The 24,982-nt window shown below is 64.2% G+C and carries 23 protein-coding genes; 9 read left to right on the forward strand and 14 right to left on the reverse strand.

Translation table 11 applies throughout. The annotated features are described in order from the left end of the window. Positions 1-3: 3 nt before the first annotated feature. From ACQK2M_RS23985 to ACQK2M_RS24000, 4 genes are all read right to left on the reverse strand, one after another. Complete coding sequence (locus ACQK2M_RS23985; protein WP_223479101.1) at positions 4-987, reverse strand: ABC transporter ATP-binding protein; 984 nt, start codon at positions 985-987, stop codon at positions 4-6. Beyond that, positions 980-2,923, reverse strand: a complete 1,944-nt coding sequence (locus ACQK2M_RS23990; protein ID WP_425419886.1) for a dipeptide/oligopeptide/nickel ABC transporter permease/ATP-binding protein — start codon at positions 2,921-2,923, stop codon at positions 980-982. The genes ACQK2M_RS23985 and ACQK2M_RS23990 overlap by 8 nt, the downstream gene beginning before the upstream one ends. Further along, positions 2,923-3,867: an ABC transporter permease gene (locus ACQK2M_RS23995; RefSeq protein ID WP_425419887.1), complete on the reverse strand. Its 945-nt coding sequence runs from the start codon at positions 3,865-3,867 to the stop codon at positions 2,923-2,925. The genes ACQK2M_RS23990 and ACQK2M_RS23995 overlap by 1 nt, the downstream gene beginning before the upstream one ends. A gap of 61 nt (positions 3,868-3,928) precedes the next feature. Then, positions 3,929-5,488: an ABC transporter substrate-binding protein gene (locus ACQK2M_RS24000; RefSeq protein ID WP_425419888.1), complete on the reverse strand. Its 1,560-nt coding sequence runs from the start codon at positions 5,486-5,488 to the stop codon at positions 3,929-3,931. A 121-nt stretch (positions 5,489-5,609) separates the two neighbouring features. On the opposite strand from ACQK2M_RS24000, the gene ACQK2M_RS24005 reads away from it, so the two are divergent. Further along, the gene (locus ACQK2M_RS24005) at positions 5,610-6,866 is read left to right on the forward strand and encodes a Zn-dependent hydrolase (protein ID WP_425419889.1); all 1,257 of its coding nucleotides are present in this window, start codon (positions 5,610-5,612) and stop codon (positions 6,864-6,866) included. Positions 6,867-6,875: 9 nt separating this feature from the next. Here the strand turns inward: ACQK2M_RS24005 and ACQK2M_RS24010 are convergent, their stop codons facing one another. Genes ACQK2M_RS24010 through ACQK2M_RS24020 form a run of 3 tightly spaced genes read right to left on the reverse strand, consistent with a single transcriptional unit; the run spans position 6,876 to position 11,653 of the window. Continuing rightward, on the reverse strand, positions 6,876-8,039 hold the full coding sequence (locus ACQK2M_RS24010; protein WP_425419890.1) for an osmoprotectant NAGGN system M42 family peptidase: 1,164 nt from the start codon (positions 8,037-8,039) through the stop codon (positions 6,876-6,878). Between the two features lie 21 nt (positions 8,040-8,060). Next, positions 8,061-9,869 carry an N-acetylglutaminylglutamine synthetase gene (gene ngg / locus ACQK2M_RS24015; protein WP_425419891.1) on the reverse strand — a complete coding sequence of 603 codons (1,809 nt, stop codon included), beginning with the start codon at positions 9,867-9,869 and terminating at the stop codon, positions 8,061-8,063. Positions 9,870-9,877: 8 nt separating this feature from the next. Further along, complete coding sequence (locus tag ACQK2M_RS24020; RefSeq protein WP_425419892.1) at positions 9,878-11,653, reverse strand: N-acetylglutaminylglutamine amidotransferase; 1,776 nt, start codon at positions 11,651-11,653, stop codon at positions 9,878-9,880. Positions 11,654-11,926: 273 nt separating this feature from the next. On the opposite strand from ACQK2M_RS24020, the gene ACQK2M_RS24025 reads away from it, so the two are divergent. After that, the gene (locus ACQK2M_RS24025) at positions 11,927-12,778 is read left to right on the forward strand and encodes an SDR family NAD(P)-dependent oxidoreductase (protein WP_425419893.1); all 852 of its coding nucleotides are present in this window, start codon (positions 11,927-11,929) and stop codon (positions 12,776-12,778) included. A gap of 38 nt (positions 12,779-12,816) precedes the next feature. On the opposite strand, the gene ACQK2M_RS24030 is transcribed toward ACQK2M_RS24025, so the two are convergent. From ACQK2M_RS24030 to ACQK2M_RS24060, 7 genes are all read right to left on the reverse strand, one after another. Next, positions 12,817-13,203 (reverse strand): hypothetical protein, encoded by a 387-nt coding sequence (locus ACQK2M_RS24030; protein ID WP_425419894.1) that lies wholly within the window; start codon positions 13,201-13,203, stop codon positions 12,817-12,819. A 47-nt stretch (positions 13,204-13,250) separates the two neighbouring features. Further along, positions 13,251-13,907 (reverse strand): glutathione S-transferase family protein, encoded by a 657-nt coding sequence (locus tag ACQK2M_RS24035; protein WP_425419895.1) that lies wholly within the window; start codon positions 13,905-13,907, stop codon positions 13,251-13,253. Between the two features lie 162 nt (positions 13,908-14,069). Further along, on the reverse strand, positions 14,070-15,002 hold the full coding sequence (locus ACQK2M_RS24040) for a LysR family transcriptional regulator (RefSeq protein ID WP_425419896.1): 933 nt from the start codon (positions 15,000-15,002) through the stop codon (positions 14,070-14,072). A gap of 34 nt (positions 15,003-15,036) precedes the next feature. Further along, positions 15,037-15,519: a luciferase family protein gene (locus ACQK2M_RS24045; protein WP_425419897.1), complete on the reverse strand. Its 483-nt coding sequence runs from the start codon at positions 15,517-15,519 to the stop codon at positions 15,037-15,039. Positions 15,520-15,659: 140 nt separating this feature from the next. Further along, positions 15,660-16,736 carry a cysteine synthase A gene (gene cysK, locus ACQK2M_RS24050; RefSeq protein WP_425419898.1) on the reverse strand — a complete coding sequence of 359 codons (1,077 nt, stop codon included), beginning with the start codon at positions 16,734-16,736 and terminating at the stop codon, positions 15,660-15,662. Between the two features lie 174 nt (positions 16,737-16,910). Then, positions 16,911-19,145, reverse strand: a complete 2,235-nt coding sequence (locus ACQK2M_RS24055) for an AGE family epimerase/isomerase (protein WP_425419899.1) — start codon at positions 19,143-19,145, stop codon at positions 16,911-16,913. A 133-nt stretch (positions 19,146-19,278) separates the two neighbouring features. Next, positions 19,279-19,443, reverse strand: a complete 165-nt coding sequence (locus ACQK2M_RS24060; protein ID WP_223479116.1) for a Flp family type IVb pilin — start codon at positions 19,441-19,443, stop codon at positions 19,279-19,281. Positions 19,444-19,708: 265 nt separating this feature from the next. Between ACQK2M_RS24060 and ACQK2M_RS24065 the strand changes: the two genes are divergently transcribed. The 7 genes from ACQK2M_RS24065 (at position 19,709) to rpsT (ending at position 24,939) form a co-directional block, all read left to right on the forward strand. Further along, complete coding sequence (locus tag ACQK2M_RS24065; RefSeq protein WP_425419900.1) at positions 19,709-20,185, forward strand: pilus assembly protein N-terminal domain-containing protein; 477 nt, start codon at positions 19,709-19,711, stop codon at positions 20,183-20,185. A gap of 114 nt (positions 20,186-20,299) precedes the next feature. After that, complete coding sequence (locus tag ACQK2M_RS24070; RefSeq protein ID WP_425419901.1) at positions 20,300-20,872, forward strand: TadE/TadG family type IV pilus assembly protein; 573 nt, start codon at positions 20,300-20,302, stop codon at positions 20,870-20,872. Between the two features lie 11 nt (positions 20,873-20,883). Next, positions 20,884-21,486 (forward strand): TadE/TadG family type IV pilus assembly protein, encoded by a 603-nt coding sequence (locus ACQK2M_RS24075; RefSeq protein WP_425419902.1) that lies wholly within the window; start codon positions 20,884-20,886, stop codon positions 21,484-21,486. Between the two features lie 129 nt (positions 21,487-21,615). After that, the gene (locus ACQK2M_RS24080; protein ID WP_425419903.1) at positions 21,616-22,854 is read left to right on the forward strand and encodes a phosphopentomutase; all 1,239 of its coding nucleotides are present in this window, start codon (positions 21,616-21,618) and stop codon (positions 22,852-22,854) included. Then, a complete protein-coding gene (gene mutM / locus ACQK2M_RS24085) occupies positions 22,847-23,740 on the forward strand; it encodes a bifunctional DNA-formamidopyrimidine glycosylase/DNA-(apurinic or apyrimidinic site) lyase (RefSeq protein WP_425419904.1) in 894 nt (297 codons plus the stop codon). The genes ACQK2M_RS24080 and mutM overlap by 8 nt, the downstream gene beginning before the upstream one ends. 34 nt (positions 23,741-23,774) lie before the next feature. Continuing rightward, on the forward strand, positions 23,775-24,548 hold the full coding sequence (locus tag ACQK2M_RS24090) for an enoyl-CoA hydratase (protein ID WP_425419905.1): 774 nt from the start codon (positions 23,775-23,777) through the stop codon (positions 24,546-24,548). Positions 24,549-24,672: 124 nt separating this feature from the next. After that, positions 24,673-24,939, forward strand: coding sequence for a 30S ribosomal protein S20 (rpsT, locus tag ACQK2M_RS24095; RefSeq protein ID WP_223479123.1), 267 nt, complete (start codon positions 24,673-24,675; stop codon positions 24,937-24,939). The last annotated feature ends 43 nt before the right edge of the window (positions 24,940-24,982 follow it).

Consider the following 24,982-nt stretch of genomic DNA (forward strand, 5'->3'; position numbering starts at 1 on the left):
GCGTCACTTGCTCTCGTGCGGGTGGAAACATGCGGCCCTGTGCGTCTCGTCTCCGGCCGCCCCGGCAAGCGGCGGAACCGCCCTGTTGCATTCGTCCGTGTGGCGGGGGCAGCGCGCGTAGAAGGCGCATCCCGGCGGCGGATTGTAGGGATCGGGCAATTCCGTGTTGGCGTCCTCCGCAATCAGCGAGCGACGGCCGGGCGCGGGCGCCGAATTCAGCAGCAGATGCGTGTAGGGATGGCGCGGCGAACGGAAGATGGTCTTTCCCGCCCCGATCTCCACGATACGTCCGAAATACATCACCGCGACCCGGTCGCTGACGCTTTCGACCACCGAGAGATCGTGGCTGATGAAGACATAGGTCAGGCCGAACTGGTCCTTGAGACCGTCGAGGATATTGAGCACCTGCGCCTGCACGGAGACGTCGAGCGCGGACACCGGTTCGTCGAGCACGATCAGCTTCGGATCGGCGGCAAGCGCGCGGGCGATGCCGATGCGCTGCGCCTGCCCGCCGGAGAATTCATGCGGGTAGCGGTCGAGGAATTCCGGCGCGAGATTGACGGCGTCCATCAGTTCGCCGAGGCGTTTCTCGCGCGCCGGCCGGTCGAGATCGAGCAGATAGCGCAGCGGCGCTTCGAGGATGGTGCGGATCGTCTTGCGCGGATTGAGCGAGGCGACAGGGTCCTGGAAGACATACTGCACCTCGCGCGACAGGCGGCGCAGATCATGGCCGGCCTCGGCGACGAGATCGCGTCCGTCGAAGACGATGCGGCCGCCTGTCGGCGCGTCGAGACCGACGATCATGCGCGCGAGCGTGGACTTGCCGCAGCCGGATTCGCCGACGACGCCCAGCGTTTCGCCCTTGCGCACCTCGATGGTGACGTCCTGAACGGCGTGGACCGCCGGTTTCGGCTGCCCGAACAGGGACCGGCCGCCGCCAAAGACGCGCTCGGCCTTCTCGATGGACAGAAGCGGCGCGTCAGACATCGGCATCGTCTCCGGTGAGCGGGTGGATACAGCGCACCGTACGCCCCTTGCCCATCTCGGTGAGCGGGATCGGCGCGGCGCGGCAATCGTCCTGCGCGCGCGGACAGCGCGCCGCGAAGGCGCAACCGACCGGCAGGTTGTTGACCACGGGCGGCCGGCCCTCGATGGCGTCGAGACGGCGTCCGGGCTCGCCGAGCACCGGAACGCAATCGATCAGCTTGGCGGTGTAGGGATGGGCGGGGGAATTGAGGATTTCCTCGGTCGTGCCGGTTTCGACGAACTTGCCGGCATACATCACGGCGACGCGGTCGCAGATCGCCGAGACGACGCCGAAATCATGGGTGATGAAGAGAATTCCCGCATTCTTTTCCTTGCGCAGCGTATCCAGCAGCGACAGCACCTGTGCCTGCACGGTGACGTCGAGCGCGGTGGTCGGTTCGTCGGCGATGATGATCTTCGCGTCGTCGGCGAGCGCCATGGCGATGCAGACGCGCTGGCGCATGCCGCCGGAGAGTTCGTGCGGATAGGCCTTCAAGCGTTCCGCCGGATTGGGGATGCGGACGACCTTCAGAAGATCGGCGGCCTTGGCGGTCGCCTCCCTTTTCGACAGCGGCTGATGCGCCTGGATCGCCTCGACCAGCTGGTCGCCGACGGTGAACAGCGGATGCAGCGTCGAAAGCGGATCCTGGAAGACATGGGAGACGGCGGAGCCGCGCAATTTGCGGATGCGCTCGTCGGAGGCGGCGAACAGGTCCTCGCCATCGAGCAGCGCCGCGCCACCGGCGATGCGGCCGGGCGGCGTGGGGACCAGTCCCATGATCGACATCGCGGTCACCGATTTGCCGGAGCCGGATTCGCCAACAACGCCAAGGCACTCGCCCTGCCCGACGGCAAGATCGACGCCGCCGACCGCCTTGTAGATTTCGCCGCCGAAGCGGAATTCGGTCTTCAGGCCGCGCACATCGAGGACGGTGTCCGGACGGGGCGTGACGTCCGGGATGTCCTCGCGCATGACGGCGGTGCGCGCCACGGGCCTCGTCAGCGCGCCGGATTTCAGGCGCGGGTCGAGCACGTCGCGCACGCCGTCGCCGAGCAGGTTGATGCTCATGACGAGCGCGAAGATCATCACGCCGGGGATGATCGAGACATGCGGCGCGGTGAAGAGAATCTTGCGGCCGTCGCCGAGCATCGAGCCGAGATCGGCCTGGGGCGGCTGCGCACCGAGACCGAGGAAGGAGAGGCCCGCCGTTTCGAGAATCATCCAGCCGATCGTGGTGGACATGGTGATGATGATCACCGGCAGCACGTTGGGCAGCACCTCGATGAACAGGATCTGCGCGTTTGACTTGCCCGACAACCGCGCCGCATCGACGAATTCGCGGCGCGACAGGCCGAGCGCGATGCCGCGGATATTGCGCGCGAAGAAGGGGATGTTGACGACCGCGATGGCGTAGAGCGCATTCAGAAGGCCGGGGCCGAGCACGGCGACGATGGCCAGCGCCAGCAGGATGTAGGGAAAGGCCATGACCATATCGATGCCGCGCATCAGCAGCGTATCGACACGGCCGCCGGCATAGCCGGCGACAAGGCCGATCAGCGAGCCGAAAAAGGCGGCGATCAGCGTGGCGGAAATGCCGACGAGAAGGCTGACCTGCGTGCCCCAGAGCAGGCGCGAGAGGATGTCGCGGCCGAGCGCGTCGGTGCCGAGCAGATGGCCTTCAGCCAAGGGGCGCAGGAGGCGGTCGGCGGGCGCTGTCGCGTCCGGGTCCGGCAATGGCAGAAGCGGCGCGGCGAGCGCGGCCAGAACAATCAGTGCGAAAACGACCAGGCCGGCGGTCGCCAGCGTGTTGTTGAGCAACAGCGACAGGCTGTCCGGGCGTCCCTTCGGCTTCTTCGCCGGCTTTTGGGCGGCGGTCGTGGCGGTCGCATCGGCCATCAGCGCAACCTCGGATCGAGTATGGTCTGGACGACGTCGGCCGCGAGGTTGAACAGCACATAGGCGCTGGCGACGACCAGAACGCCGCCCTGCACGAGCAGCAGGTCACGCGTCGAGATCGCCTTGACCAGCATCGAGCCGATGCCCGGCCACTGGAACACGGTCTCGATATAGACCGCCCCGCCGAGCACGAAGCCGGCCTGGATGCCGATCACGGGAATGACGGTCACGAGGGCCGCCTTGAATGCATGTTTGTAGATGACGGTGTTCTCGGTGACGCCCTTGGCGCGGGCCGTGCGGATGAAATCCTGGCGAAGCACTTCCAGCATTGCGGTGCGGGTCAGCCGGGCGATAACGCCAGTGGCGACCACGGCGAGCGTCAGGGCCGGGAGAAAGAGGTGCTTGAGAAGATCGGGCAGGTCGCCGCCGCCATAGATGGCGTACATGCCCGACGCAGGAAACCACTTCAGATTGACGGCGAAGACGAGGATCAGCAGGAGGCCGAGCCAGAAAGACGGCACGGAGATGCCGATCAGGACGACGAAGGTGATGGCCTTGTCGACCCAGGAATATTGCCGAACGGCGGAGATCACACCGGCGATCAGGCCGAGGACGGAGCACAGGACGAGCGATGTTCCGGCGAGGATGAGCGTCGCGGAAAAACGCTCCAGAACCTCGTCGATGACGGGCCGGTTGAGCGTGTAGGAGCGTCCGAAATCGCCCTGCAGCATGTTGCCGAGCCAGATGAAATATTGCTGCACGAGAGGCTTGTCGAGGCCAAGATCGCGGTTCAGCTTCTCGACGTTTTCAGGGGTCGCGTAGGAGCCGAGAATGGCCGTCGCCGGGTCGCCGGGGATCATCGCCATGATCAGGAAGACGATGATGGTCAGGCCAAAGATGACCGGGATCGCAGCCAGAAGGCGCTTGGCGATATAGGCCGACAAGGCGGGCTCCGCGTGAGAATGGGGGGAAGCCGCCGGCCCGGAAGCCGGCGGCTTGTCATCGTTACTGCGGCTTCGCCACGTCCTGAAGCATCAGGAAGAAGGAAGGCTGCAGCTTGAAGTTCTCGACGCTCGCCTTGGTGACGGCGTTCTGCTTCCAGTTGGCGACGAAGACCCAGGGTGCGTCTTCCTGCACGATTTCCTGCATCTTCTTGTAGAGCTCGGCGCGTTCGCCCTGATCGGTGGCCTGGCGCGCCTTGTTGAGCAGTTCGTCGACTTCCGGATTGGAGTAGTAGCCGGAGTTGAAGCCGCCCTTGTCCGGGAAGGCCTCGGAGCGCAGCGCCAGGAACGGCAGCGTGTCCGGATCGTTGGTCATCCAGGCCATTTCGGCCATGTCGGCCTTGCCTTCGAGACCCGGATTGACCTTGCCGAGGAAGGTATTCCACTCGTAGGTCTCGATGTTGACGTCCATGCCGACGGCTTCGAGATCGGCCTGGATAGCCGTGCCCATGGCGATCGGATCGAGCATGCCGGAGCCGCCCTCCGTGACGTAGAACGTCACCGGTTCGCCGTCATAGCCGGCTTCCTCGAGCAGCGCCTTGGCCTTTTCCGGATCGTAGGGATAGGGCTCCAGGCTTTCATTGTAGGCCCAGTTGAAGGCCGGCGGCGTCGGTCCGTTGGCGACGGCAGCCGTGCCCTGCAGGATGTTGTCGACCAGCGCGGTCTTGTTGATCGCGTAGTTGGCCGCCTGACGCACCGCCTTGTTGGCGAACGGGCCTTCCTTGGCGTTGAGGATCAGGAACCAGACATGCGGGCCAACCTGTTCGTAGACGGTGTAGTTCGCATCGCTGCGGAACTGCTGCAGGCTGTCCGGCGGAACTTCCGGCATGACGTCGATGCCGCCGGAAAGCATCTCGGCGATGCGGGTGTTGGTGTCGGTGATCGGGCGGTAGATCACCGCTTCGAGCGGCGCGGCGCCATCCCAGTAATCCTCGTTACGGGTGACCACCACTTTCGAGTTGGCTTCCCACTCGGCGAATTTGAACGCGCCGGTGCCCGACGGGTTGCGGCCGAAATCGGCGCCATTGTCCATTACGCCCTTGGGCGAAACGATGAGGCCGGTGGCGTAAGCGAGGTTCGAGAGGAAGGGCGCATAGGGCTCCTTCAGCTTGAACTCGACCGTCGTGTCGTCAATGGCGGTCACGGTGTCGATCGAGGAGAAATAGAAGGCCAGCGGGAACGGGCCCGTGTCGTGATAGGGGTGATCCTCGTTCAGCATGCGTTCGAAGGTGAACTTGACCGCCTCCGCATTGAACGGCGAGCCGTCGTGGAAGGACACACCCTCGCGCAGCTTGAACGTGTAGGTCAGGCCGTCATCGGAGATCGTCCAGCTTTCGGCCAGCGCGGGCTCGACCTCCAGCGTGCCGTCCTTGTAGCGCACGAGGCCGTCATACATGTTGAGCAGGATGCGGAAGTCGTTCTGCGCGGTCACGGCAGAAGGATCGAGCGACTTGGGCTCCGCGATCTGGCCGACGACCAGAACATTTGGCGGCGTTTGTGCCAGGGACGGTGAGGCGAATGCGAGCGATGCGACTGTTACCGCAGCGGCCAGAAGTCTCTTCATGGCGATCTCCATCGTTGCAGATGGGATTCAATTAATTCGGAAAATTAAAATTCATGCAAGCATTTATTATGATAAATTTTTGTGCATCCTTGATCCGTCACCTGCCCGGAAAATGGAAGGCATGCCCGTCCGCACCATGAGCCACACTGCGCCCGTCATCGATATCGACCGACTGCGCCGCCTGCTCGACGGCGTAAACGTCTTTGGATTCAACGCCGTAACCGGCGGCTACAATCGCGTCGGCTATTCCGGCGAGGACATGGCCGTGCGCGACTGGTTCGCCCGCGAGATGGGCAGTGACGGATTGCAGGTCAGCCGCGACGCGGTGAACAACCTGTTCGGACGCTTCGGACCGGAGACCGGTCCGTGCATCATGGCGGGCTCGCATCTCGACACCGTGCCGGAAGGCGGCGCCTTCGACGGATCGCTTGGCGCCTGCGTGGCGCTGGAATGCGTGCGGGCCATGCGCGCGGCCGGCCATGTGCCGAAGACCGCCATCGTCGTCGCGGCGACGGCTGAGGAGGAAGGCCGTTTTGGCGGCATGCTCGGCTCGCAGACGATCGCGGGACGGGTCACGCGCGACTGGATCGAGCAGGCCTCCGACGCGGACGGCGTGCGTCTGGTAGACGCGATGCGGGACCAGGGGCTCGACGCGTTCGGGGCACTCGACGCCGGCTGGGCGCCGGGCTCGATCTCCGCGTTTCTGGAGCTGCATATCGAGCAGGGGCCGGTGCTCGAACATGCCGAAATCCCGCTCGGGATCGCCAATGCCGTGTCGGGCGTCTGCTTCCTGCAGGTGCGTTTCGACGGCGTGGCGAACCATTCGGGCACGACGCCGATGGAGATGCGCGCCGATGCATTCGCGGGGCTCGCGGATTTTGCCGGGACGATCACCGACACGATCGCCATTCACGGAACGGAGCAAAGCCGGATCACCATCGGCAAGGTGGAGGTCCATCCCAACCATGCGCACACGATCCCCGGCGCGGCCGAATTCTCGATCATCCTGCGCGACACGTCCGAAGAGGTGATGCTGGGCTTGCGCGACGCTGTGCGCACGAAACTCGAAACGGCTGCCGCCCGGCACGGACTGGCGCTGTCGATCGAGGAGAAGAGCTGGCTTTCGCCCGTCGCGCTGGATGCGGAGCTGCATGCCATGCTGATGGAGGAAGCCGGTACGCTGGGCCATGCGGCGCTCGACATGCCCTCCGGCGCCGGACACGACGCCCAGACCATGCAATCCTTCTGCCCGTCCGGTCTCGTCTTCATCCCGTCGCGCAACGGCATCAGCCACGCGCCGGAGGAATGGAGCGACTGGGCGGATATCGAAAAGGGCGCCCAGCTGATGCTGAACGCCCTTGTCCGGCTCTCTTCGTGACGCGAGAGATTACTCGCTGAGTTCCTTGTCCTCGATATCGGGCGACAGGTCCTGCTCGGCCTCGCCGGTGGGCTGGCGGGTGAAGCCCTTGACGCCCGACGTCTCCTTGAAGTCGCGCTTGATCATCACCGGGCTGACGACATAGGCGGTGATCAGTTCCGCGAGCGACCGCAGCGCGTGGGTGTGAATGCGCTCGTAGCCGTGCGAGGCGTCGACGCCGAAGGTGATCAGCGCGGTGCGGACATCGGCGCCGGCCTCGATGGCGCTGGCGGAATCCGACCGGTAATATTTGAAGATGTCCTTCTGGTAGCGGATCTCGTTTTCCCGGCACAGGCTCGCGAGCTTCTTGGCGAGATGGTAGTCGAACGGGCCGGTCTGGTCGGCCATGCCGATGGTCACGCCGAACTCGTCGGAGTTCTGGCCCGGCGCGGTTGTGCCATTGTCGACCGTGATCATCGAGGCGATGTTGTGGGTCAGCACGGATGACGCGCCGACGCCCACCTCCTCGGCGATCGTGAACAGGAAATGGATGTCGACGGGCGTCTCAACCTCCTCATCCTGCAGCGCCTTGAGCGCCGCCAGCATCACGGCGACGCCGGCCTTGTTGTCGAGGTGGCGGGACACGATGAAGCCGTTGTCGAGGAATTCGGGCTGCGGATCGATGGCGATGATATCGCCGATCTCGATGCCGAGACGTTCGATGTCGGCCTTGTCGCGCGCCAATGCGTCTATGCGAAATTCGACGTTTTCCCAGCCGATCGGCATCTTGTCGACTTCGTCATTGTAGGTGTGGCCGGACGCCTTCAGAGGCAGGATCGTGCCGCGATAGCTGCCGCTCTCCGTGAAAACCTCGGCGCGCGCGCCCTCGGCGAAACGCGCCGACCAGTGTCCTATGGAAACGACTTCAAGGCGGCCATTGTCCTTGAGGTATTTGACCTGCGCGCCGAGCGTGTCGAGATGCGAGACGATGGCGCGCGCGCCCGCTTCGCGCTTGCCGGGCCGGATCGCGCGGATCGCGCCGCGCCGCGTCATTTCCACCGTGAGACCGTGGCGCTCCAGTTCCGACGTGACGAAGCGGACGATGGAATCGGTGAAGCCGGTCGGGCTGGGGATGTGCAGCATCTTCTCCAGGACCGAGAGCAGATATTCGTGATCAATCGCCAGTCGTGACATAGGTCGACACCCCCAATTTTCTTATCGTATTCGCTTGACCGATGCAGGTACCGATAACGGAAACAGCAAGTCGATGAAACGTTCCGCCGTCGGCTGCGGTTCGTGGTTGGCGAGGCCGGGGCGCTCGTTTGCCTCGATGAAGGCGTAATCGGGCCGGCTCGGCGATTTCACCATCAGGTCGATGCCCGTAACCGGAATGTCGATCGCGCGCGCGGCCTCAATGGCGGCCTCGACCAGAACCGGATCGACGATGTCGGTCACGTCGTGGATCGTGCCGCCGGTGTGCAGGTTTGCGGTCTTGCGGACGGCGACGTGGACCTCCGGGTCGAGGACGTCATCGAGACCGTAGCCCGCGTCGCGCACGGTGCGTTCGGTTTCCTCGTCGAGGGGTATCCGCGATTCTCCGCCCGTTGCCGCCTTGCGGCGCCGGCTTTGCGCGGCGATCAGTTCGCGGATGGTGCGTTCGCCGTCGCCGACAACCACCGGCGGACGTCGGACCGCGGCGGCGACGACACGGAAATTGATGACGATGAGGCGAAGGTCTTCGCCCTCGACATATTCCTCCAGAAGGATCGTGTCGGAGACCTGGCGGGCGGCGGCGATCGCCTTTTCGACCTCATCGAGCTCGGACAGGCCCACGGAGATACCCCGGCCCTGCTCGCCCCGCGCCGGCTTGACCACGACCTTGCCGCAGCGGCGGACGAATTCCGAAATCTCGTCCGGGCTGGCGCCATCGGCAAGCTGCTCGGGCACGCGCACGCCGGCCGCCGAGACGATGCGGCGGGTCACCGACTTGTCGTCGCAGATCGACATGGCGACGGCGGATGTCAGTTCCGACAGGCTCTCGCGGCACAGCACAGAGCGGCCGCCATGGGTCAGCCGGAAGAAGCCGCCCTCGGCATCGACGACCTCGACATGAATGCCGCGCCTGCGCGCCTCGTTGACGAGGATGCGGGCATAGGGATTGAGCGCCTGATCGTCGGCGGGCCCGGTAAACAGGGTCTCGTTGATCGGGTTCTTGCGCTTGACCGAGAAAAAGGAAACGCGCTGAAAACCGAGCTTTTCGTAAAGCGCGATCGCCTGCTCGTTGTCGTGCAGCACCGACAGATCGAGGAAGGCGGCGCCGCGCGTCGTGAAATATTCCGCCAGCCGCCGCACCAGCGCCTCGCCGATGCCCGGATGACGCGCCGAGGGATCGACGGCGAGACACCAGAGCGAGGAGCCGTGTTCCGGATCTTCGAAGGCGCGCATGTGATCGACGCCGGTCACGGTGCCGAGCACCTCACCGGTCTTCTCGTCCTCGGCGACAAAGTAGATAATCGTGCGCGCGTCGCGCTTGGCCCAGAAGAACTCGGGCGGCACCGTGACCATGCCGCGCGCCGCATAGATGCGGTTGATCGCCTCGGCGTCGGCCTGCGAGGTCAGCCGCCGGATGAAGTATCCCTTCGGTCTCTTTCTCGACGCCCGATAGCGCGACAGGTCGAGACGGTAGGTGTGGGACGGGTCGAGGAACAGTTCCTGCGGGGCGTTGGCGAGCAGCACATGCGGATTGCGCACATAGACCGCGATATCGCGCCGGTCGGGCTGTTCGCCGCGCAGCGCCGCGATCATCGCGCCGGAGTCCTCGAAGGTCTGGGAAAAGACGAGCCTTCCCCAGCCGCAATCCAGCGCGAATTGCGGCGTCGTCTTCGTCTTGTCGCCGCCGTGGCGCGCGATCGGCGGTTTCAGGCCCTGGTCGCGCATGCGCTTCAGGCGATGCTTGTAGGCATCGCTCGTCTGCCTGGAACGCGGGCCGGAGCCGGGTTTCGAACCGTCGCTTTCCTTGCCCATGCCGGTCTTCAAACTCCGTGTGACTGGAACCACATTTCCAGTAGCGCGACCTGCCACAGCTCGGAGCCGCGCAGGGGCGTGATATGGCTCGCCGGATCGGCGAACAGCGCATCGAGGTAATCCTGCCGGAAAAGGCCGCGCTCGCGTGCCGCCTGCGACCCGAGCGCATCCCTGACCATGTCGAGATATTCGCCCTGGATGTATTTGAGCTGCGGAACCGGGAAATAGCCCTTCTTGCGGTCGATCACCTCATGCGGGACGACGAGACGGGCCGCGTCCTTGAGAACGCCCTTGCCCTGGTCGTGCAGCTTGAGTTCCGGCGGGATGGTCGCCGCCAGTTCGACCAGTTCGTGGTCGAGGAAGGGCACGCGGGCTTCAAGCCCCCAGGCCATGGTCATGTTGTCGACGCGTTTGACCGGGTCGTCGACCAGCATGACGTGGGAATCGAGCCTGAGCGCGCGATCGACCGAGGTCGCCGCGCCCGAACGCAGGAGATGCTCGCGCACGAAATCCAGGCTGGCGTCGGTGTCGGCCACCCAGCGGCCGTCCAGCTGCGTCTTCAGCTTTTCGTGGCTGCGGTCGAAGAACACCTTGGCATAGTCGCCGACAACGTCGTTGGAATCGGCGAGCGGCGGATACCAGTGATAGCCGCCGAAGACCTCGTCGGCGCCCTGCCCGGACTGCACGACCTTGATGTGTTTCGAGACCTCGCGGCTCAACAGGAAGAAGCCGATATTGTCGTAGGAGACCATCGGCTCGGACATGGCGGAGATCGTGTCGGGCAGATGGCCGATCAGATCGGCCGACGGCACGAAAATCTTGTGGTGGTCGGTCCCGAACCGCTCGGCGATCAGGTCTGAATAGGTGAATTCGTCGCCCTTTTCGCCATTGGCCTCCTCGAAGCCGATGGAGAAGGTCATCAGGTCCTTCTGGCCTTCCTGGGCGAGCAAGCCGACGATCAGCGAGGAATCGACGCCGCCGGACAGGAGCACGCCGACCGGCACGTCGGCCACCATGCGGCGGCGCACGGATACGCGCAGCGCCTCGAGGACGCGGTCGCGCCAGTCATTGCGGGTCAGGCCGGTGTCTTCCGAACGGCGCTGATAAGGCGGCGACCAGTAGGTGCGGTCGGTCGCCGTGCCGTCCGCCTCGATGCGCCGCGTTGTCGCCGGCGGCAGCTTGCGGACACCCTTCAGGATGGTGCGCGGCGGCGGCACGACGGCGTGGAAGCTCATGTAGTTGTGCAGCGCCTCGCGGTCGATCTCTGTGTCGACATCGCCCGCCTTGAGAAGCGCCGGCAGGAAGGAGGCGAAGCGAATCCGCTTGCCGGATTCCGAATAGTAGAGCGGCTTGATGCCGAACCGGTCGCGCGCGAGCGTTACGGCACCGCTGTCGCGTTCGTGGATCGCGAAGGCGAACATGCCATGGAAGCGCTCGACGCAGGCCTCGCCCCATTTGTGGAAGGCCTTGAGGACCACCTCGGTGTCGCCATGCGAGAAGAAACTGTATCCCTCGGCGATCAGCTGCTCGCGAAGCTCCGGATAGTTGTAGATGCAGCCGTTGAAGACGATCGTCATGCCGAGCGCCGAATCCGTCATCGGCTGGCCGGCCTTTTCGGACAGATCGATGATCTTGAGGCGGCGATGGCCAAAGGCAACGCGACCCTGGGCGACGAGCCCGCTTCCGTCAGGCCCGCGGGGGGCCAGCATCTCGGTCATCCGCGCAACGGCGGCTGTATCTGCAAACGCACCGTCAACACGGATTTCTCCGGCAATTCCACACATATTCGGTTGTATTTCCCTCGTGATTGTTGTCACGCGGCCAAAATCGGGCGGATCGCCGGCCACGCGGGCGAAAATCGCGGCGAAGCGCGATTCATGCGGATATGTTCAATACGTAGACATCCCCGCGCAGTAAGGCAAATTTCGATAGTGCGGCGCACAATGAGAGACTTTGCCGTCGATTGCCCGTACCATGCTCAATCCGTAACATGCTCACCGGGTTATCAGGTTCCGTCATTCGATCCACGCCACTGTCGCGAAATGCAGGAGGTAAACATGAACCACCCCGTTTTGGTTCCCGGCGCCGTCGCCATCGTGACCGGAGGCGCGGCCGGTATCGGCCTTGCAGCCGCAAAGGCCTTCGCAAGCCTTGGCCTGAAGGTGGCCATCGCCGATCTCGGCGCGGAACGACTGACTGAGGCGGAAGGCGAAATCGCGGAGGTCGCACCGCAAGGCATGGAAAGCGTCATGGCGCTGGAATGCGACGTCGGCCAAATGGACGATCTCAAGCGGCTGGAGGCAGACGTTCTGGCGCGGTTCGGGTCGATCGACGTGCTGATGAACAATGCCGGTATCCAGCCGGGCAGCGCCATATTCGGTCCGGCCGAAAACTGGCGGCGCGTCATCGGCGTCAATCTGTGGGGCGTGATCAACGGCGTACAGGCGATCATCCCCGGCATGATCGAGCGCGGACGGCCGGGGCTTGTCATCAACACCGGGTCGAAACAGGGCATCACCACGCCGCCCGGCGACCCGGCCTATAATGTGTCAAAAGCGGGTGTGAAGGCGTTCACCGAAGCGTTGCAGCACGATTTGCGCAACCGCGAGGGCTGCGAAATCTCGGCGCATCTGCTGATCCCGGGATTCGTCTTCACCGAACTGACGCGCGGAGGCAGGGCCGAGAAGCCGGCCGGCGCATGGACGCCGGAGCAGACGGTCGACTTCATGATGCAAAGCCTCAAAGCCGGCGACTTCTACATCCTGTGCCCGGACAATGACGTGCCGCGCAGCGTGGACGAGCGGCGGATCCTGTGGGCCGCGGGCGACATCGTCGAGAACCGCCCGCCGCTGTCGCGCTGGCATCCGGATTACGACGAGGCCTTCAAGGCCTTCCTGAACGAGACATAGGGATCGGGCGGCGAGACGCCGCCCTTTCCGCGTCGGGCCTAGGCCTTGGCCGCCTGGCGTTCGCCGGAGAAGATGATGAAGGCGAAGAGAATCACGCCGGCAAAGGTGATCAGCGATCCGCCGGCCACCAGCGGTTCGTATTGCGGGTTGCCGAGCAGCAGCATGTAAAGCGCCGGGATCATGATCAGCACGCCGAGGGTATAGACACCGTATTGCACAATCGCGAGGCGGCCTTCCGCCTTGGCCGGCGCGAGCGCGTAATACGCGCCCATGATCGCCATCGTCACCCAGCCCAGAAGATTGGCGTGAGCATGCGCGCCGGTGACGTTGTGAACGCCTGAGATCGACATCTTGAGGCCGATCGCGATCCCCACCAGGAGGAACAGGATCGCTGTCTTGAAGAAGAGTTTCGAGATTTTCGGCATGATTGGGGGTCCTTTTTTTGATTATCGATTTGTCAGACCAGAAGGGATCAGGCCGCTTCGGCCGCCACCATCCGGTGGAAGGCCTCATTGACCCGGTCCCAGTGTTCGAGGCGTTTCATGGCCGCGAGCCAGCGCATGATATGCGGATATGGCGAAAAGCCGAAGCCGATGACTTCGCCGAGGCCGACGATACCGGCACCCATGAAATCCGCGATGGTCAGCCGCCCGAGGCAGATGTAGTCCGACTTCGGACCGATGAAATGCCGGTCGAGGACCGAGAGCCATTCACATGACTTTTCATAGCCCCAGGTGACGACATCGGCATTGCCTGTGTCGGTACGCCGGCGGTGATGCGGCATGATCTGCGGGTAGACGTAGTTGAAGCCGAAGTCGCGATAGAAATTGGCGTTCAGCCAGTCCATCGCCTCATTGACCCGCGCCCGTTCCTGTAGGTCATCCGGGTAGAGCGGCGAGTTCGTCTTCTGCGCGAGGTATTTCAGGATCGCGGAGCTTTCCGTCAGGACGAAGCCGTCGTCATTGAGGACCGGCACGAGGCCGTTCGGATTGACGGCAACGAAGTCAGGCGCCTTGTGCTCGCCGGTCATCAGGTCGATGACGATCTCGTCCAGCGGTATGCCGGCCTCGGCCGCGAACAGCGAGACCGGCCGCGACGTGGAGGATACCGGGTTCATATAGAGTTTCATGGGGAGCCTCCCTGGTGTTTGACCAGGGAGATCATCGGTGGACCGGTGATCGGGGACTACCGAATAAACTCCGAACGTGGTGTCCGAAATTTCCGAACAGCCAAGGCGGATGGTGATCGACGCGCCGCACGGCGGGGCGCAAAAAGCGGATCGCGCATGGCTCTAGAGTTCGATCAGACCGGCATCGGCCAGCGCAAGGTCCCATGAGGGCGGATCGCCGAGCGCCTTGCGCAGGTGATCGATGAGCGCCTGCAGCCGGGGAAGGCCGGCATTGGCGGCGGGATAAACCGCCGATACCGAAATGGATTCCACTTCCGCGCCCAGATCGATGGTGATCAAACGACCGGCGAGCAGATCACGCGACACGATGAAGGTCGGGACGAGCACGATGCCGGCGCCGGCGACGGCGGCACGGCCAAGCGTAACGCCATCATCGGCCTGAAACCGGCCCGTGACCCATTCGGAGCGGATGCCCTTTGCGGTCCGGAACGTCCAGTCCTGGGGCACCCGCCTGTTGCGGTAGCCGATACACTCGTGGCCGGCCAGATCGGCGGGCGACGAGGGCACACCCCGGCGATCGCGATAATCCGGGCTGCAAACGACGACGCGGTGCGAGGACGTGATCTTGCGTGCGAGCAATGCCGAATCGGAGAGATTGCCGCCACGGATCGCGAGATCGAAACCATCCTGGACGATGTCCACCGACCTATCCGACACCGAGAGTTCGATCGAAACAAGCGGATTTTCCTGCAAGAAATCGTTGAAGACCGGGACCAGCCAATCGCCGGTCAGGGCCGCGGGGGCGGCGATACGCAGCGAGCCGCTGATTTCGCCACCGGCGCTCGCGACATCGTTGCGGGCGACCTCCATGGCTGTGGCAATCTCGCGGGCATGGCGCAGGAAAACCTCGCCCGCGCGCGTCAGGCTGAGGCCATGGGTCGACCGGGTTATGAGCTGCGTGCCGACATCGGCCTCAAGCGCGTTCAGACGATCGCTGACCACGGAGTGCGAAAGCCGCAACCGTCCCGCTGCCGCGTTGAGGCTGCCGCAGTCGACGATCAGAACGAATGTTGCGATCAGTTCGCTTCGAATCATGCCGGATCGGGTTCCTCCCGGTGATGGGATGATCCTAACCGACAAGCTCCGGCAATCCAGTCGCATATTCGTGGCTTGCGCGGACCAGCGACCAGACGACTTCGAGTTCGGCTTCGTCGCGGGGGCCGTAGAGCATCACGTTGGACGCGGCTATGCGGCCGAGCGCGACCCAGGGATGGGGTTCGGCCCAGCCCTTTTCGATTGCCTCGACCCTCGCGTGTTCGGGCAGACAGGCATGCAGGCTGCCGTCCTGCGCGGGATGGATATGCGCGAATTCCAGGCCTTTCATCACACAATCGGGGCAAACCGACGCCACGCCGTCGTCGCAGGCGAAGATCGCGCGCGCGCCGGGGACCGAAATCAGACTTTGCCCTGTCTCGACGCCCGGAAGCCCGCGCATCCGGTCCCACAGCCGCTCCTGCAGATCGACCGGTGCGTTCTGGTCCAACTGCCGATGCGGGATCTCGACCGATGTTTCGGGTTTCGCACCGCTGCGCCTTGCGAGGTGAATGGCCATCGGAATCTCATTCGCTGTCGTGAACTCAATTCCGGCAGTGTTCCGCGAAGGGGATTTCGCGGCTAGAGGTGAAATACCGGACTGCCTGTTCGGAAAAACCGAACCCTGAAAGCGGCAGCCCGGATTTTTGGGGGTTAGCGCTATTCCATGTGGTAGCCGGGGGTGGAACGCATGATCTCGCGCTCCTCGTCGTCCATGTCCTCCGGAATGCCCTCGAAGAGCGGGGTCGAGAGATAGCGTTCGCCGGTGTCCGGCAGCATGCACAGGATGACTGAGCCCGGTTCGGCCGTCTCGGCGATCTTCATCGACACTGCGAAGGTGGAGCCGCCGGAGATGCCGGTGAAGATGCCTTCCTTCTGCGCAAGCTTGCGCGACCATGCGATGCCGTCAGGCCCCGCAACCGGGATCAGATCGTCGTAGTATTTTCCGTCGACCGCCTCCTGCAGGACGAGCGGGATGAAATCCGGCGTCCAGCCCTGGATCGGGTGCGGCTCGAAGGCGGGATGGCTGGCGGCCGGCGCGCCTTCCGGCGTGCGCTCCTGCGCCGTGCCGCTCGCTATGAGCGCGGCATTGGCCGGCTCGCTGAGGATGATCTTCGTGTCGGGCCGCTCCTTGCGCAGGACGCGTCCAATGCCGGAGACCGTGCCGCCCGTGCCGTAGCCCGTGACAACGTAATCGAGCCGCCCGTCGCCGAAATCGCCGAGGATTTCGCGGGCGGTCGTCGCCTCGTGGATTTCGGCATTGGCCGAGGTCTCGAACTGGGAAGCCAGAAACCAGCCGTGCTTCTCGGCCAGTTCAGCCGCCTTCTGGTACATGCCGAACCCCTTCTGGGCGCGCGGCGTGAGAACGACCTTCGCGCCGAGCATGCGCATCAGCCGCCGGCGCTCGACCGAGAAACTGTCGGCCATTGTGATGACGAGCGGATAGCCCTTGGCGGCGCAGACCATGGCGAGACCGATGCCGGTGTTGCCGCTGGTCGCCTCGACGACCGTCTGGCCGGGCTTCAGCTTGCCCTCACGTTCCGCTGCCTCGATGATGTTGACGGCGAGGCGGTCCTTAACCGAGGCGCCGGGGTTGAACGCCTCCGCCTTGACGTAGACGGTCACGTGATCCGGCGCGAGCGAGTTGATCCGGATGACGGGGGTGTCGCCAATGGTGTCGAGAACGCTTTCGTAAAGCCGCCCGCGGCCACTGGTGGTTCTGAGCTTGCCGGTCATTGCTGCCTCCTCAGGCGTTTCGAGCGCCTTGCGTGTTTTTCGGGTGCGGCAACTTAGCACGGTTACAGAGAGGCGTGGACCGCCGTCATTCCGACAGCGCGGCAGCTGGAGGCATATTCCTCTCGATCAAGGCAAGAATCCGGAATGAAATTCCAAACGAGGCAGACCGGCGGATTAGCTTTCGGCGTATTCCGCGAGCGCGCAGAAGACGTGATAGAAGCTCGATGACGGCATGTCCGGCGCGGTCACGTGACCCTCGTCGTCGATGGCGTCGTACCACCCGCCGGGCACCGGGCCGTTCAGGTAGTACGCGAACAGCACGTCGAACATGCGGCGGCGCAAGGCGGCGGCGGAACCCAGACCGCGTTTCTCGAAAGCGAGCGCCGCCTTCAGAGCCTCCGTCTGCGGCCAGAGGCGGGCATGCGGCTCGACGGCGGAACCGTCCGGCTGCAACCCGTCGGCGGCCGCCCCGGTGGCCGGGTGATGGCCGAACGTGGCGGCGGTCGCGAAAAGCTGTCGCGCCTTGGCATCGACACCCGGAAGGGGCCGGTGATCGAGAAAGCGAGAGATCAGCCATGCCCACTCGTAGTGATGGCCGGGCTCGATGCGGGCTTCGGCGGGCGTCTTGCGGCTGATCGTCCAGTCGGCGTCGAAGAATTCCGACAGCGTGCCGGTGGCGCTGTCGAAGAAATGCCGGTCGAACAGCCTGACCATCGCCTGGGCGCGGTCCAGGAACTTCTCCTCGCCCGTCGCCTCGTACCACGCCATCATCGCCTCGAGGAAATGCATGTGCGGGTTGGCGCGGCGCGGCAGCTTGCGGCCGTCCGTCTCGTAGTAGCCGCCATGGGCGTGATCGGCGAGATGCCGGTCCATGTAATCGAGCGTCCAGTCGGCCCATTCGCGCGCTTCGGGCTTTCCGGTGGCGCGGTAGAGCCAGGCCAGGCCGAACATCACGAAACAGTGGTCGTAGGTGTCGCGGGTTTCGTCGCGCACCGACCCGTCCGGGTTGAACAGGTGAATCCAGCCGCCGTCGCCATGCCAGCCAGTGGTCGTCAGCGTGTGGAAGCAATGCTCCAGCACGCCATCGGCGTCACCCGGCCAGCCCATCAGCTTGGCGTGGGAAAAGCAGTAGATCTGGCGCGCCAGCACCCTCAGGCGCTTGGCCTCGTGCGGCGCCGGCTCACCCTCGAAGGTCAGCGCCTCGTGGACGCCGCCATGGACGCGGTCGATGCCGTGTTCGGCCCAGTAGGGCAAGGCGGTCTCGAACAGCCACGAGCGAACCGTCGATGGGTGGGTGTCGTCGCCACGCTCCTTGAAGGCCTGCGTGACATTCTTGACGAGGTGGGTGCTGTCGCGACGCGTGACGAGGATCTTGTTGTCCTCGGCGACGACCACGAGATCCTCGACTCCGGCGATCGCGACCGACGCGCCACGAGCACGAACGAGGTTGTTGGAGGCCTGCACAGTGATGACATCGCCCGACAGCGCGTTGCCCGCGTCGTCCTTGGAGGCGCCTTCATAGAGCTGCGCCCACGATCCGAGATCGTCCCAGTCGAACATGGCGGGCACGACGCCGATATTGCCGGCCTGCTCCATGATCGCATAGTCGATGGAGAGTTTCGGCGAGGCGGCGAAGGCCTCGGGATCAAGCAGGAGTTTCGCGCCGTCGCGAGCGCCCTCCTTGACGGCCTTTCGGGCGCAAGCCCAGATTTCAGGCTGCACCCGCGCATATTCGTCGGCGAGCCGTCCGGCGCGAAACAGGAAAATGCCGGCGTTCCAGAGGAAATCTCCGCTCGCCAGATAGCGTTCGGCGGTGGCGTGATCCGGCTTCTCGCGGAAGCGGGTGACGCTGAACCCCTCGCTGAGCGGTTCACCCTTCTCGATATAGCCGTACTGCGTCTCGGCGCGCGACGGCGTGATGCCGATGGTCATGATCGCGTCGGTGGCGCGCGCCTGGCGGGCCGCGGCGGCGACGGTCTTCTGGAAACCGGCGACATCGTCGATGCGCGCATCGGACGGCAGCACGATGAGGAATTCGTCAGGATCGCTTTCGACGATGGCGGCAGCAACGGCCGCCGCCGTGTCGCGGATGCAGGGTTCGAGCACCAGCACGTCCGGGCGAACCGGCGCGCGGGCGACTTCCTTCTCAAGCGCGTCGCCAAGCGCGGCGGAGCCGATGACCCGGACCGGACGAAATGCGATCTCATCGACGGCGGGCACCATGCGCTCGATCGTGTTGACGAGCAGGCTGCGGTCATTGACCAGGGCGTGGAACTGCTTGGGCTTGTCCTCGCGCGACATCGGCCACAGGCGCGACCCCGCGCCGCCGCACAGGATGACCGGCGTGACGGCGACCGTGCCGGTTTTCTTGTTCACGCGTTCTGAGATGTCGGCTGTTTCCCGGTTCATGGCTAAGCCCTGGATGTCGGTTCGGGACCGAATTCCCGTCGTCCCTGCACTGCAAGGGAATCGAAAACGGCCTGCCCCCGGTTAGGGGACAGGCCGCGATTGTTTGTCAAGTGCCGCCAAAGCGGCGCGACACTTAGGCGGTCGAGCCGACCTTGGTGCCGATAGCGTTGAACTTGGCATTCAGGCTCGAGCCAAGCGTCGTGGCGCCGGTGATGATGGCAACGGCGATCAGGGCAGCGATCAGACCGTATTCGATTGCGGTTGCACCGGACTCGTCTTTCATGAAGCGTGCGAACATTGTTGAGCTCCTTACTCGTTTACACAGCACACCCGTCAACACTCTGCGGGCATTGATCGGATGGCTGGACACTACACGGCTGCTCTTGCCACCCGCTTAAGGAACAGGGTTGCCAAAGCTTTAACCCGCCAAACGGGCTTTCATAGTGAACAAATCGTAGCTTTCGGCGGAGGCGTGCGGCGGCGTCCGCGCGGCCCGCTTATGGTTAAATCTTCGTTCATCATTCGCGGCGATATTGGAGGCCGAGTTTGCAAGGAGTACAGGCATGTTCATGGGCATTCGATCCGGACTGGCCGCAATGGCGGTCGCAGGCGCCCTCCTCCATACGCCGGCCGCTGTCGCCGAAGAGGATTTCCTTGCCATGAACGCCGTTCCCGAGCCCGGCATCCGCGTCGTGCTGAACCATGCCAAGATCGTCAAGCTGTCCCAGGCGGCAGCGACCGTGATCATCGGCAATCCGGAAATCGCCGACGCGACCGTACGCGACTCACAGACGCTGGTTCTGACGGGACGCGGCTTCGGACAGACCAACATGGTCATCCTCGACGTCGACGGGAACGCGATCCTCGACGAGCGCATCGCGGTTTCGCGCGAGAACGGGACGGCCCTTCGTATTTACAGGCAGGCCAATATCGAGACCCTGTCCTGCGAACCCTATTGCGAGAAAGCCTATCTGACGGAAGCCGAGGTGCAGTCCATCCGGGCCGTGCGGCTGGCAAACCGGGCGAAAGAACAAGACTGACGGCGATATCGCGATCCGGGCCCGCATTCCGGGACCCTGCCGTGGCGGCACATTCATATTCTTAGCCGTCGCGACAACGATTCCTCAATCATTTCGGCCTATTCAGGAACGAGTATGTTCCTCGGGGTCATCATGGCGTCACGCGCGCTCAACACCATTCGGCACCTTGGCGATGCCGTCCGTGCCTTGCGTCGCGACCAGAGCGGCGCGACAGCGATCGAGTTCGCGATGCTTGCCCTGCCCTTCGCCTTCCTGTCCTTTGCGATCATCGAAACGACGGTCTCTTTCACCGCGCAACAGGTGGTCAGCAATGCCGTCGACACGATTTCGCGCGAAATCCGGACCGGCCAGCTGACGCTCGCCAACACGACAAAGAGCCAGTTCGGACAGAAGATCTGCGACGAGATTTCGGTCATGTCGGGCAGCAAGTGCAGCGGTCTCGTCTGGGACCTGCAGTCCTACAACAGCTTCGCGGAAGTGCCCAAGAAAATCCCGCATGACGGCAATGGCGACATCGATACGACCGGGTTCAAATACGATCCCGGCATGGAAAACTCGATCGTCTCGCTGCGCGTCTTCTACAAATGGCCGGTGCTGATCGATGTGATGCAGTCCTCCATGTCCAACCTGCCGGACGGCAAGACGCTGCTCTATGCCTCCGTGACCTGGCAAAACGAGCCATTCTAGGACATGCGATGATGACAAAGACCCGCAGCCTCATCGCGAAGTTCCGTCGCTTTACCGCAAACCGGCGCGGCGCGGCCGCGATCGAGTTTGCGCTCGTCGTTCCGATGATGCTGGTGATGTATCTCGGCACGCTGGAGATTTCGGGCGCCGTCTCGATCAACAAAAAGGTGTCGCGTATCGCCGCCACGGTGGCCGACCTCGTGACCCAGCAGACGGAAACCAACAAGGCCGACCTGAAGGGCATGCTGGAAATCGGCGAGTCGCTTCTGTTTCCCTATACCGCCGAGAAGCCGAGGATCACGATCACCGCGATCAATGTGAATTCCTCCTATCCGACCGGCGGCAAGGTCGCCTGGGCACGGCGCTACAACAAGGGCACGTTCGACGACGCCGGTCTGAACAAGAACCAGAACACTTGGGTGCCCGACGACCTGCGCATCGACGGCACGTTTCTGGTGCGCGTTGACGCGGAACTCGACTATGTCCCGATCGTTCACTGGCTGATCGGCGACACGACGGGCAAGTTGAAAGACGGCGTCGGCGTGATCGAGATGAGCGAACGCTATTTCCTGCGCCCGCGTCTCGGCGCGTCCATTCCCTGCACCAATTGCTGAACCTCGCGCCGGTGTGCCGGCGCGACAGGTTAGATCCCTCACCTTGTTTCCGCCGTTTGGCGATGCCATCTTCCGTGTCCGACCGGCCGATCGGCCGCATCCGGCAATGCAATCTGGCAGGCTGATCTCATGAAGCGCGCATTTCTCTTCGTCCTCGATTCCGTCGGCATCGGCGGTGCCAATGACGCCGAGGCTTTCGGCGACACGGGATCGAACACGGTCGGGCACATCATGGAGCGCGCTGCACGCGGCGAGGCCGACGAGGCGGGCCTGCGCGAAGGCCCTTTGACGCTGCCCAATCTGGCGACGCTCGGCCTTTTCCACGCGCTCGACGCGGCCTCGGACCATCCGCTGGCCGAGGCTTCCAAGGCGCCGACCGTCACAGGTTTCTGGGGCGCGGCGGACGAGGTGTCGAACGGCAAGGACACGCCCTCCGGCCATTGGGAGATCGCCGGCGTGCCGGTGCGCTTCGACTGGGGCTATTTTCCAGACGAGATTCCCTGCTTCCCGCAGGACCTGCTCGACACGATCTACAAGGAAGCGGGCCTCGAAGGTTCGCTCGGCAACAAGCATGCATCGGGCACGGAGATCATCGCCGAACTCGGCGAGGAGCATGTGAAGACAGGCCTGCCGATCTTCTACACGTCCGCCGATTCCGTCTTCCAGATCGCCGCCCATGAGGAAGCCTTCGGCCTGCAGCGTCTCTACGATCTGTGCGAACTGGTGCGCACCCATGTCGATGCGCTGAATATCGGCCGCGTAATCGCGCGTCCTTTCCTCGGAAGCAGCGCGGAGGATTTCGAGCGAACCGGCAACCGGCGCGACTATTCGGTCCTGCCACCGGAACCGACGCTGCTCGACCGGCTGACCGATGCGGGCGGACGCGTGCTCGCTGTCGGCAAGATCGGCGACATCTTCGCTCACCAGGGCATTACCAAGCTGCGCAAGGCGACCGGCAACATGGCGCTGTTCGATGCGACGCTGGAGACGATGGACGAGGCGGGCGACCGCGACCTCGTCTTCACCAATTTCGTGGATTTCGACATGCTTTACGGCCATCGGCGCAATGTCGCCGGTTATGCCGCTGCGCTGGAGGCATTCGACCGGCGGCTGCCGGAACTGACGGCGAAGCTGCGGGACGGCGACCTGATGATGATCACCGCCGACCATGGCTGCGATCCGACGTGGCGCGGCACGGACCACACCCGCGAACGCGTGCCGATCATCGGCACGGGGCCGGGATTGCGGCCCGGGACGATCGGCGTCCGGCCGAGCTATGCCGACATGGGCGAAACCATCGCCGAGCATCTCGGTCTCGATGCCGGACCGCACGGGACGTCGTTCCTCTCCACCATTGCCAATGCCTGAACTGCCGGAGGTCGAGACCGTCCGGCGCGGCCTGCAGCCGGCGATGGAAGGCGCGCGCATCGGCGATGTCGAGTTGCGGCGGCCCGATCTTCGCTTTCCGCTGCCGGAAGGGATGAAAGCGTCGCTGGAAGGCCGGCGGATCGTCGCGCTCGGGCGGCGCGCGAAATATCTCACCGTCGAGCTGGACGACCGGAGCGTGCTGGTCTGCCATCTCGGCATGTCCGGCTCCTTTCGCATCGAGACAGATGACGAGGCAACGATGCCGGGGGGCTTCCACCATGCGCGCGGCAAGCTGGCGGCGCATGACCATGTGGTCTTCCATCTCGCGCGCACGGACGGTGCGGCGTGCCGGGTGATCTACAACGATCCGCGCCGCTTCGGCTTCATGTTCCTGACCGACCGAAACGGCATGGCGGAGCATCCGCATCTGAAAAATCTCGGGCTGGAGCCGACCGGAAACGCGCTGGACGGCGCCGCGCTGGCGCGGATGCTGGCCGGACGCCGGACGCCGCTGAAGGCGGCGCTGCTCGACCAGAGCGCGATCGCCGGTCTCGGCAACATCTATGTGTGCGAGGCGCTGTGGCGCGCCGGGTTGTCGCCGAAACGCGCGGCAGGCACGCTGGTGCGCCGCGACGGGACGCCGACGCAACGCTGCATACGCCTGGCCGATGCGATCCGCGCGGTCATCGCCGACGCCATCGCCGCCGGCGGATCGTCGCTCAGGGACTATATGCAGGCCGACGGAACGCTCGGCTATTTCCAGCATTCCTTCGCCGTCTACGACCGCGAGGGCGAAATCTGCCGCAGCGACGGATGCGGCGGGACGATACGCCGCATCGTCCAATCGGGGCGCTCGACTTTCTACTGTCCGGCGTGCCAGAAGTAGCCGGTCCAACGGCATGTCGAACGGGGAGACGAAGATGGCCTACGACACGATCCTGACAGAGAAACGCGGCGATGTGGGCCTGATCACGCTGAACCGGCCCGACGCGCTGAATGCGCTGAACTCGAAGCTCCTGGAAGAATTGCTCGACGCGGTCGGCAAATACGACAAGGACGCCAAGATCGGCGCGATGGTGATCACGGGATCGGCCAAGGCCTTCGCCGCCGGCGTCGACATCAAGGAAATGCAGTCCCACACCTATGTCGACGTCTATATGGGCGACTTCATCTCGGGTTGGGACCGGTTCGCGGCGACCCGCAAGCCGATCATCGCGGCCGTCTCCGGCTATGCGCTGGGCGGCGGATGCGAGCTGGCGATGATGTGCGACTTCATCATCGCCGGCGAGGGCGCGAAATTCGGCCAGCCGGAAATCACACTCGGCGTCATGCCGGGCATGGGCGGCACGCAGCGCCTCACCCGGGCCATCGGCAAGGCCAAGGCGATGGAAATGTGCCTGACCGGACGGCTGATGAATGCCACCGAGGCGGAGAGCTCCGGGCTCGTGGCGCGGGTCGTGCCCGATCACGATGTCATCGAGGAAGCGATGCGCGCCGCCGGCAAGATCGCCTCCTTCTCCGCGCCGGTCGTTCTGATGACCAAGGAAACGGTCAACCGGTCGTTCGAAACGACGCTCGCCGAAGGGCTTCGCTTCGAGCGGCGGGTCTTCCATTCGATGTTTTCGCTGGAGGACCAGAAAGAGGGCATGGCCGCCTTCGCGGAGAAGCGTTCGCCGAGCTTCAAGAACCGTTGACGACCCGGTGATTTGCGCGTATAGACCGCGCACCTTGGCGGCCAACCGGTCGCCATTACGTTTTTAGCTGCCCTGACTGGCGCCAACGCCGCCGCGGGGACCCGGAAAAAAGAAAGAGGACACCATGGCCAATACAGTCTCGGCCAAGAAGGCGACGCGCAAGATCGCACGCCGCACCGCGGTGAACACGAACCGCCGCTCCCGCATCCGCTCCTTCATGCGCAAGGTCGAGGAAGCGATCGCAGCCGGCGACGCCAAGGCGGCAAGCGACGCGCTGAAAGCCGCGCAGCCGGAGATCATGCGTGCCGCTTCCAAGGGCGTGCTGCACAAGAATACGGCGTCGCGCAAGATCTCGCGCCTGGCGTCTCGCGTGAAGGCGATTGCAAGCTGATTTCCATTAGCTGGCAAAATGATTTTTTCGAGCCCGGCCCTGC

It is taken from the genome of Oricola indica (assembly GCF_965227485.1).
In the GTDB taxonomy this organism is placed as follows: domain Bacteria; phylum Pseudomonadota; class Alphaproteobacteria; order Rhizobiales; family Rhizobiaceae; genus Oricola; species Oricola indica.